Here is a 9,688-nt window from a genome sequence, read left to right on the forward strand (position 1 = left end):
ACCAACTGAACTACCACTCCAAAGAAGTACGGCACAGGATAAGCGATTGGCGGAGTGGACGGGACTCGAACCCGCGACCCCCGGCGTGACAGGCCGGTATTCTAACCAACTGAACTACCACTCCAGCGTGCGCTTATAAGAGAAAAAGTAAGTGGCGGAGTGGACGGGACTCGAACCCGCGACCCCCGGCGTGACAGGCCGGTATTCTAACCAACTGAACTACCACTCCGCAGCATCTTGTTCTCTCGCTGCTCAGGTGTGCTCCCTGACAGCGGCGTGAATAATACGAATGCCCCCCTTAAGAGTCAACACCTTTTTTGAAAAAATCGGGGATTTTTAGTCATCCGACATCGAAAGGTTCAAAATATCAGCTGATTTATCATTTTTTGAACTCTGTTTGCCCGAGTTTTCTTTATCACCTTCTAACTCTTCCAAATCTAACTGCTTTTTCTTACCCAAAAACGGCAAGCTGATTTTGAATTTGATGGGCTTTTTCTGTACAAAAATGCGCACAGCCAACCAGCCCAGAAGTAAAATCAATACATTTCCCACCACAACGATGACTACAATTGCGCCGGTACTAAGTCCGGGCTCAGGCTCGGGCGGGGCAACAACGCGTTGTGTTGGCCGCTCAGATTCAGGTAATTCTGGGACTTTTTCTATCGGACGTTCTATCTCAAAGTTGTAATCCGGCAGACGAGCCATAAATTCACGGCCATTGATGTTTTCGCCAAAGGCAGACAATTCCACGCTGTAACGACCCCAGTCGTAGTTCTTGATCGCCAGCTGTCGGTATAAACGTTCTTCCCCATTGAGGGTAAACATTTGTTCTTCCCCATTGGGATATAAGATCTTGCCCTGAAAAATGACGGTCTCAGGCTTAACCACCTCGGAGGCGAGCCGAACTGTCAGTTGATGTTCAAACTCTTCCGGCCCGGCGAGCATTAAATCAAAGGAAAATGGGGGCTCTGCAATTATGATGGGATCTTTAACGACGCGGCGTTTAAGAATGGGGGTCTCTATAAAAAACTCAGGTTGCCACTCGCCGGCAGGGAAGTTGAGCCGGAATTCGCCGGTGAAGATGCCATCAAGCGGACGCTCATCGAATTCTCGGCCATCATCTTTAAACTCGGCCACACTTTGGGTGCCCGCGCCAAAGTTAGCGTACTGATCGTTATTGGTACTGACAAACTCGACATAGAGGGTAACCACATCGCGGAAATAACCAATGTCGACAGGCTGACCATCATTGGTGACTTGCCCCTGGATTTTAAGCATTTCTCCACGAAAGATCAGTGGCGGTAAGGGATCGACTTGTAATTCAATGTCACCTAGCACCATCACTCGACTATCCTGACGGATTTGACCTAACACCTGCCAGGGTCCCGGCATGGGATCTGTGACTATCACCAGGTCATAGCTGATCTCGTCATACCACTCAAGTTTTTCGTCACCAATCGCGTGTGTGGCGTAATATTTACTGCCGTCGGGTTTAACCAACACCACAGCCGGCGTGCCGGGTGCACGAAAGAACAACAAGGTGATTTTCTTTACATTGTGGTCAATGCGAAAACGGTTATCCAGCAGCGGGATTTCATTGATTTTACCGTCTCGCTCAAGCAAGGTTATTTGCGGAGTCTCGGCCATCGTCATCGCGCTGAATAACGCGCTATATAATAACATCAATCCTGCTAAGCCGATCCGCATGCTAATTTACCCCATAATAAGTTAGTCGTTCTCTTTGACTATCGATGTCATACCTGGCAGCCATTATTGTTGCCACAAACTCTGGCCACTGGCTTTGTTAACCAGCTCCATACGTGCTTCATGTGCATCCAGCTCGTCGGCTGTCGCCAGCACCACTTTTAGCGGCGCTCGCTCTGCACTTAGCCGGCGAATTCCACCACCACTGCCCTGCTGAGCCTGTTCATTATGTTGCGCCAGATTGAGCTTCTTCTGGCCGCCGGTCATGGCCAGATAAACATCCGACAAAATCTCGGAATCCAGCAATGCGCCGTGCAGCGTACGCTTAGAGTTATCTATATCATAACGGCGACATAAGGCATCAAGGCTGTTCTTCTGACCTGGATGCAAATCCCGCGCCATCACCAGCGTATCTAAGACTTCACATACATCATGGGTTTTTGCAAAGCCCTGGTTCAGCATGGCAAACTCATGGTCCATAAAGCCGACGTCGAACGGGGCATTGTGGATCACCAGCTCTGCGCCCTGAATATAGTCGTAAAACTCCCGGGCAATCTGATGGAAAAACGGTTTGTCTCGTAAGAACTCATTGGTGATACCGTGAACATCTATGGCTTCTTCTTCAATGCCACGTTGTGGGTTGATATAAACGTGAAAATTATTGCCGGTCAGACGACGATTCACTAACTCCACACAACCGATCTCAATGATCCTGTGACCTTCTTTGGGGTCAATGCCCGTGGTTTCTGTATCAAGTACTATTTGTCTTTTATGCATATCGTCGATTGCCTAACTTTGCTATGGTTAGCGTCTATTGGAGTATTTTACATAAAAACAGGCGAATTCGTGCAAAAATCCGTAGAGATCTATACCGACGGCTCCTGCTTGGGTAATCCCGGGCCTGGTGGCTATGGTGTGTACCTTAGTTATCAGGGTCATGAAAAAACCCTCAGCGCCGGATACCGGCTCACTACCAACAACCGCATGGAGATGCTCGCTGCCATTGTTGCACTCGAAACGCTAAAGCGTCCCTGCCAGGTCGTTTTGTATACAGACAGCCAGTATGTGAAACAAGGTATTGAATCCTGGCTGGCAAACTGGAAAAAGCGTAACTGGAAAACAGCCGCAAAGAAACCCGTTAAAAATGTCGACTTATGGCAACGACTGGATGCCGCCGTGCAGCGTCATACCATTGACTGGCGCTGGGTAAAGGGCCATGCCGGCAATAAATATAACGAACTGGTAGATGATTTAGCCCGTGAAGCCGCCGGCGGGAGTGACCTGTTGGAAGATACCGGCTACCAGAGCGAGTAGCCGCCTACCCTTGTTCCTGATTTCGGCTGTGTTTCAGCCGCGCACCTTTCACAGCAGGCGTCCATTTTGGACGGGCATGCCACTTTGGCTTAATCGGCGTTAAAGGTGCTACTCGTTTGCGAGCCACCAGTAAATACACACTGCCCATCGGTTTCATATAATGTCGGCAAAACCGTCGCCAGGGTGCAAAGCGCGAAAGTCGCGAACCTCTTGCCAATGAGGCATGGACAAAGCGCTCATCAGCAAGAATTTCAAACCCCAGCAGATCCAGCCAGTCTTTGACCCGCGATGGCGTAAAAAAGCGCCCGGACCAGGGCAGTTTTTCTTTGCTAAAAGGCAACAGGTGCGCTAACCCACACAAACTGAATGGGTTAAACCCACTGATCACGATATATCCACCCGGGATAAGCGTTCGGTGCGCCTCTCGCAAAATATGATGCGGATCGGAATGATATTCCAGACACTGACTCAGAATACACGAGTCGACACTGTGTTCATAAAAAGGCAGCTCATCAATCTCAGCGAAGACGCCAACATGCTCTCCTTCTGGCGCAACACAGATTTGATGACTGATCGGGCTTTGTGATGTATCCAGCTGACCACTCAGGCAACCTAGCTTGAGCATATGATAGCCAAACATGCGAGGTAACCAGTGCGCCATCCGCCGCTCGATCCCCGCACGTACATAATCCCCATGCGGAAAATCCTGCCACTGGTAGGGTTTAGGCCCCTGCTGAAAACTTAGAGCTGGTTTCATTATTCGCACTCGCTATACTAGTTACACCTTCACTTTATAGAGCAATGAGTTATGGCGCAAGTCGCGGTGCAGATCCACCCCATCAAGGCCTTTAACGATAATTATATCTGGGCAATATGTCCGTCTGATAGCAATCTGATGTGGGTTGTTGACCCCGGACAAAGCGAACCTGTCATTGAGTTTGCAACAACCCGGCAAAAACAGCTGGCAGGCATATTAGTGACGCATCATCACTGGGATCACACCGATGGTATTGCTCCGTTGCGCACGCACTATGGTGAGCTGCCGGTATATGGCCCAAAAAATACGCCGTTTAATGGCATCACCCACCCTTTGAATGACGGCGATAAGATAACCATTGCAGGACTGGACTTTGCCGTTGCCCACACGCCTGGACACACACTGGACCATATCTGCTACCTGACTCCGGAGCTGGCGTTTACTGGCGATACCTTGTTCAGTGCAGGATGTGGTCGTTTATTTGAGGGCAGCCCGCAGCAAATGTGGCACTCTTTGCAAACCCTGGCGCAGCTTCCGCCTCACTGTGAGATTTATTGCACGCATGAATACACCCAGGCGAATCTGGCGTTTGCCGCAGCGGTCGAACCAGAGAATGACGACATTACTCAGTGGCAACAATGGGGTGAGCAGCAACGCGCACAAGCACAGCCGACATTGCCCACCACAATCGCGCGCGAGTTGAGTATCAATCCTTTTATAAGGGCAAACCTGCCACACATGCTAAATACTTTGCCCGCTGACATGCAGACAGAATGTAGTGAAGACTGGCAAAGGTTTGCCGTGCTCAGAAAGTGGAAGGATAATTTTTAGCCACTGCTTTAATTTTTACAACTAAACAGTTAACATTGACGGGTTTTAGCTGTGGATTTTTCTGCGGCGCCGTACCCTGACAATGGATCAATGACCGAGTTTTATGAAAAAGCCTCTCTTGCTGCTGGTAGTATCAGCACTGCTGAGCGGTTGTCAAACTACGTTCGACAGCCCGACAATTGAACAAGCCGAACAACTGGATCATGCCAGTCCGGCCGAGATCAGCGACACTCTAATGAGTGCCATCCAGGAACCTGTGGAGGCTGATGAGCCACCACCGGTGTTCGACGACGTCTGGGAGCGGATCCGCTATCAGTTGTCTATTGATGTGCCGCAAAATCGCCCCGTAGTCGCAGAGCGTAACTATTATCAGCGCCATCAGGCCTATCTAGATCGTATTTCAAAACGAGCCGAGCCTTACCTTTACTATATCGTAGAGGAAGTCGAGAAGCGCGAAATGCCGATTGAAATCGCACTGTTACCAATTGTGGAAAGTGCCTTCGATCCATTCGGGTATTCTCATCGCAGCGCATCCGGGATTTGGCAGTTTATGCCACAAACCGGCGAGCGCTTCGACCTTAAACAGAACTGGTGGTATGACGGTCGTCGCGACATCGTCCAGTCAACCCGAGCCGCACTGGATTATCTCACTTACCTGCACAAAACTCTGGAAGGCGACTGGCTTAATGCCATTGCCGCGTATAACTCAGGAGAAGGCCGCCTGCTAAAAGCGATCCGTAAAAATCGTAAAAAGCACCTGCCAACTGACTTCTGGTCTTTAGATCTGCCACGAGAAACTACGGCGTACGTACCTAAATTGCTCGCTCTGTCTGACTTATTAAAACGCCAGGATGAGTTCAATGTTAAGTGGAATAAGATCATTAACGCGCAAGTTGTTGATACCGTCGAAGTGGGTTCACAAATTGATTTGGCGCTCGCTGCCGAAATGGCCGACATGTCACTTACAGAGCTGTATCGGTTAAATCCGGGATTTAACCGCTGGGCAACCGATCCGAACGGCCCGCATACCTTGTTGCTTCCGGCAGAAAAAATCGAAGCTTTCCAGGCTCGCCTGGCCAATACCCCCATCAAAGACCGCTTGCGCTGGCAATATTATACTGTCGCCCGGGGGGATAGCCTGTCAGTCATAGCCAAGAAGTTTTCTACCAGTACCAGTGCCATTCGTTCCCTGAACAAGCTGGATTCACATATGATCCGGGTTGGTCAGAAACTGCTGGTTCCGCTGAGCGACGGCGAGTTACAAAGTGAGCATTTACCAGATGCTGTACGCAGCGCTGCAAATAAGGCAACGCGTAATAAGAAAACCCACACGGTCACCAGTGGAGATACCTTATGGGATATCAGCCGCGAGTATGACGTTACTGTGGCACAGCTTGCTAAGTGGAATAAATTAAAGGCCAATGCAGTCCTCAAGCTTGGCCAAAAGCTCACCATTTATCAGACACAAACAGCCACTCAGCCTGTCGCGAACACCACTGAGCGCACCATTACCTATAAGGTTCGTAAAGGAGATTCTCTGGCACGGATCGCGGCTAAATTTAACCTGACTGTCAGTGAAATCGTGAAGTGGAATAAGCTTTCAGGTCAGAAATATCTCTACCCGGGGCAAAAGCTGAAACTGACCGTTGATGTCAAAAGCTCATAACGCAAAAAGCCGCTGACAACAGCGGCTTTTTTGTCGACTTATACCAGGACACTCGCATCAAAAATGTTGCAGCCACTTCTGTAGCCAAGGTGCAACGGCTTCATAAGGTTCAAAATGCTCACATGCATCGACATCCAGACGAGGCTCAGTCACAGTCGCATTCAGCTCCTGAACTAACGCATCGATCTGACGTCCGGCGCCACAAAAGGTATCCCCATAGCTGCTGTCACCCAAGGCAATAACCCCGACTGTTTTGCCCGTCAGCAGAGGAAACTGACTTTGCATTTGCAGTATCAAAGGTAACAGGTTATCCGGAATATCGCCTTGTCCGGTTGTCGAAGAAATAAACAGCAGGTTTTCTGCTGACTGAACTTGTTCCAAAGTGAGTACTTCGGCAATTGTTGCAGTATGACCTTGCTGTTCTATGTCGTTTTTAACCTCAACCGCCAGATTTTCTGCGTTGCCAAATACTGAACCGACAAAAAGTGTAATGGATGCCATTATAGGTAGTCCTTTTCTGTACTCGGCCAGCCCAGTTGCCTGCATAAATTCAACATTTCCTCTCCCAGACTGGCGCGAATGATGATGGGTTGTTGACTATAAGGATGCAAAAACTTCAGTTCAGTTGCAAATAACATCAGGCGGCGGATACCAAAATGCGCCTGAAAAAAATGGTTCTGCTTGTTATCCCCGTGATTTACATCGCCAATAATGGGGTGATTGAGATGATTGAGGTGGCGACGGATCTGATGTTTGCGACCCGTTTTTGGAAAACACTCGACCAGAGAGTAGCGAATACTGGGGTATTTACCCAGCGGAATATCCAGTGTTGCCTGATGTAAACAGTTGAACTGGGTCTGTGCTTCCTGAGGCGCCTTATCCTGAGCGGCAGACTTGTCGGCGATTTTATCTAACTGTTCTTTCAGTGGTTTATCAACATAAACATCTTCGGGAGCAAAGCCACGTACTAAAGCCAGATAACGCTTTTGCACTGTGCCATCTATGAATACCTGATTCATATCCCGTGCCGCTTCGGAACTTAACGCAAACAGCAGGACGCCCGAGGTTGGCCGATCGAGCCTATGGACTGGAAACACATGCTGCCCTAGCTGATCGCGCAGCATCTGCATAGCAAATTGGGTTTCACGTTTGTCGAGAAACGAGCGATGAACCAACAATCCCGAAGGCTTGTTGATAGCCACATAGTGCTCATCCTGATAAATGATTTCTAGCATAATGCGACTACTCCGAAACGGCCAAATCTAGTCGTTGCAATACATTCAGTAACACTGCCAATTGAGGGTGCTGTGCGAGGCTGACTTCTGCCATCGGGGCAATGGCCATATTGGCGGGTAATGCTGTGCCGCTTTGTAATAACGCACGCATCTTGACAACAAAGACAAACTGCAACCATTGCTCGAACCTTAGCGTATCGCAGCAAAATGGTTGAGTAGAGCGTAACGCCTCAACCGGAACAGGCGTTGATTGCCAAAGTTCAGCCTGACGCAGTGTATGCTCCAGTTCGTCCAGCAGGCGCCATACAGGATGATCCATAGTGCTTCCTCACACAAATGTAAAAGCGGTATTATACCCCATCAACCCCCAACGTTTGTATCTTTATAGCTGCTCTTATCAGCCACTGAGAATAAAGCTATAATCGCGCTTCAACGCAATTAAGTGAGATGATAATGACAGCGCAAATTACGACTTTAGGTGAACTACTGACTTCAGCTGGCACGCAATGGCGCGCCTATGATATTGGCCGTCGCATAACCAAAATCGATAAAAAGCAGTTTGCGCAGATCGAGACCACCCAGGTTCCTTACCCCTACCCGCTTGCGGGTCATGCATTGCTGGCAATCCAGTTTTGGGATAACCAGGCGACCCAGGACCCTTATGTGTGGTTTTTAAAACTACCGTTGGATGAACAAAGTAAACTGGTTGCCGCCAGCCGCGATCACTTTGCCTCTATGGTGATTGATGCCATAGGCACTCAACTGACCGGTGAAGATGCGCAGGGTAAACTGGATAATAATCCGTATGTCTATGCGCCCAACGCAAATAAACTCGCCGCATTTAATGCTTTATTGAAAACTGAATTAAAGCGGCCTGCATCGCAATACTACGAGTACGCTGAACTCTACTTTGCTCAGAAGCTGGGATTAGATCAGTGGCAAAACCTGGCGGTACAGGGCCTTGCTGACTTTGCGATGCGCCTTGATCACGGCAGTAACCGAGACAATTTAAAAACCAGCTGGTCACAGCTTCCTCTGGAGGTTCAATCACCTTTGGCAGCGATGCTAGAGCATGTAGCCATTGGTGTTGAGCTGACAGAACACTTACTCAATGGCCTGAAAATAGCAGTGGAGAAAAATGATCTGACAGCCTGTGTTAACCACCTTAGAGCTTTGTCCGGCAGCCACAGTCTCGGGCTCATCGCCGAAGCCGTAGATACTATTCTGGACTCCCCTATGGCAGCACACGCCGACCTGCAACTGACTATAACAGGGCGTTGCTGGGAAACATTGACCGAAACACAAAGGTTAATCAAGTTAATGGACCAGGCAGCTCACAACACCGATGTAGAGGGGCTATTTGAAAGCATTTTCGCCGACTTGGTTGCAATTCCGGTTTTGCGCCCACATGTCTTAGCTCTACTTAGAACAGAAAATCGCAGTGAAACACTGTCAAAAGCGATAGGCAGGCTATTTAAACGATGATCACTCTTTGGCTTTTTATTCTTATCGGCGCAATCATTGCGTTCTTTTGGTTTGGTCGCCAGATAGCAGAAGCGGCGCAGCAGCATGCAATTGGTCAGGCTGAAAAACTAAACGTACAGCTACTCAGTGTCGCCTGTGTTAAACGCAGGCTCGCAGTGCTGAGTAATGGAAAACTGGGAATAAAAAGTCAATTTGCTTTTGAGTTCAGTTCAGATCAACAAAGTGCCTATACTGGCACTATGTACCTGGAAAACCTGCGCCTGAAGAAAATGGATATCCCACCTCATCGCATGATGTAGATGCACTGTGAGCTGGTGAGTAGTTGATTGGATAGATTTTGCTATTTGGGGAAAACGCACCTGTTCGATCAGGTTAACAGACAAACATAAAAAACCAAGGCGTAACCCTTGCGCTACGCCCCAATCTGACGAATTTCCTGGGAGGTATCCGATACCTCTGCTTACAACAAATTAGCAAGCCGCCAAGCTTCATCATCCCCTGAACGGGTATACATCCTGACACACCCGATCTTCTTCCCTGACTTCATCCGATAGGTTACGTCCTGTAGATATCCTTACCGCATCCAAGCACATCCTTTGTCTTACAGTATGACTTTGTTCACACCGTTCGACCCTTCTTCCCTATTCCTTTTATAAACAACATCCTGTTGTGTCCTGAGTCTTCCTGACTCTGTCC

Annotated in this window: 11 protein-coding genes and 2 tRNA genes; 5 read left to right on the plus strand and 8 right to left on the minus strand. The window is 48.9% G+C overall.

Going from position 1 to position 9,688, the window contains the following annotated elements:
* Positions 1-47 precede the first annotated feature (47 nt).
* From CWB98_RS20170 to dnaQ, 4 genes are all read right to left on the minus strand, one after another.
* Positions 48-124, minus strand: a tRNA-Asp gene (locus CWB98_RS20170).
* 28 nt (positions 125-152) lie between these two features.
* Positions 153-229, minus strand: a tRNA-Asp gene (locus CWB98_RS20175).
* Positions 230-336: 107 nt separating this feature from the next.
* Entirely contained in the window at positions 337-1,683 is a 1,347-nt protein-coding gene (locus CWB98_RS20180) for a TIGR03503 family protein (RefSeq protein WP_138546469.1), read from the minus strand.
* An 87-nt stretch (positions 1,684-1,770) separates the two neighbouring features.
* Complete coding sequence (gene dnaQ / locus CWB98_RS20185; protein WP_138546470.1) at positions 1,771-2,481, minus strand: DNA polymerase III subunit epsilon; 711 nt, start codon at positions 2,479-2,481, stop codon at positions 1,771-1,773.
* 69 nt (positions 2,482-2,550) lie between these two features.
* On the opposite strand from dnaQ, the gene rnhA reads away from it, so the two are divergent.
* Entirely contained in the window at positions 2,551-3,018 is a 468-nt protein-coding gene (gene rnhA, locus CWB98_RS20190) for a ribonuclease HI (RefSeq protein ID WP_138546471.1), read from the plus strand.
* A 4-nt stretch (positions 3,019-3,022) separates the two neighbouring features.
* Here rnhA and CWB98_RS20195 read toward each other — a convergent pair whose 3' ends face one another.
* Entirely contained in the window at positions 3,023-3,775 is a 753-nt protein-coding gene (locus CWB98_RS20195) for a class I SAM-dependent methyltransferase (RefSeq protein WP_054015430.1), read from the minus strand.
* Positions 3,776-3,826: 51 nt separating this feature from the next.
* Between CWB98_RS20195 and gloB the strand changes: the two genes are divergently transcribed.
* Positions 3,827-4,606 (plus strand): hydroxyacylglutathione hydrolase, encoded by a 780-nt coding sequence (gene gloB, locus CWB98_RS20200; RefSeq protein WP_138546472.1) that lies wholly within the window; start codon positions 3,827-3,829, stop codon positions 4,604-4,606.
* Positions 4,607-4,709: 103 nt separating this feature from the next.
* Positions 4,710-6,272, plus strand: a complete 1,563-nt coding sequence (locus tag CWB98_RS20205; protein ID WP_138546473.1) for a lytic transglycosylase — start codon at positions 4,710-4,712, stop codon at positions 6,270-6,272.
* Between the two features lie 57 nt (positions 6,273-6,329).
* On the opposite strand, the gene CWB98_RS20210 is transcribed toward CWB98_RS20205, so the two are convergent.
* The 3 genes from CWB98_RS20210 to CWB98_RS20220 are packed head-to-tail and all read right to left on the minus strand — an operon-like array spanning position 6,330 to position 7,826.
* Positions 6,330-6,773 (minus strand): flavodoxin domain-containing protein, encoded by a 444-nt coding sequence (locus CWB98_RS20210; RefSeq protein WP_138546474.1) that lies wholly within the window; start codon positions 6,771-6,773, stop codon positions 6,330-6,332.
* Positions 6,773-7,507, minus strand: a complete 735-nt coding sequence (truC, locus tag CWB98_RS20215) for a tRNA pseudouridine(65) synthase TruC (RefSeq protein WP_138546475.1) — start codon at positions 7,505-7,507, stop codon at positions 6,773-6,775. Before truC ends, CWB98_RS20210 begins: the two co-directional genes overlap by 1 nt.
* A 7-nt stretch (positions 7,508-7,514) precedes the next feature.
* Positions 7,515-7,826 carry a YqcC family protein gene (locus CWB98_RS20220; protein WP_138546476.1) on the minus strand — a complete coding sequence of 104 codons (312 nt, stop codon included), beginning with the start codon at positions 7,824-7,826 and terminating at the stop codon, positions 7,515-7,517.
* Positions 7,827-7,960: 134 nt separating this feature from the next.
* On the opposite strand from CWB98_RS20220, the gene CWB98_RS20225 reads away from it, so the two are divergent.
* Both CWB98_RS20225 and CWB98_RS20230 read left to right on the plus strand, forming a co-directional pair.
* Positions 7,961-8,992: a DUF3549 family protein gene (locus tag CWB98_RS20225; protein ID WP_138546477.1), complete on the plus strand. Its 1,032-nt coding sequence runs from the start codon at positions 7,961-7,963 to the stop codon at positions 8,990-8,992.
* Complete coding sequence (locus CWB98_RS20230; RefSeq protein WP_054015437.1) at positions 8,989-9,291, plus strand: DUF3301 domain-containing protein; 303 nt, start codon at positions 8,989-8,991, stop codon at positions 9,289-9,291. The genes CWB98_RS20225 and CWB98_RS20230 overlap by 4 nt, the downstream gene beginning before the upstream one ends.
* Positions 9,292-9,688: the final 397 nt, after the last annotated feature.

The sequence above is a fragment of the Pseudoalteromonas rubra genome (assembly GCF_005887115.1).
Classification (GTDB): Bacteria; Pseudomonadota; Gammaproteobacteria; order Enterobacterales; family Alteromonadaceae; genus Pseudoalteromonas; species Pseudoalteromonas rubra_F.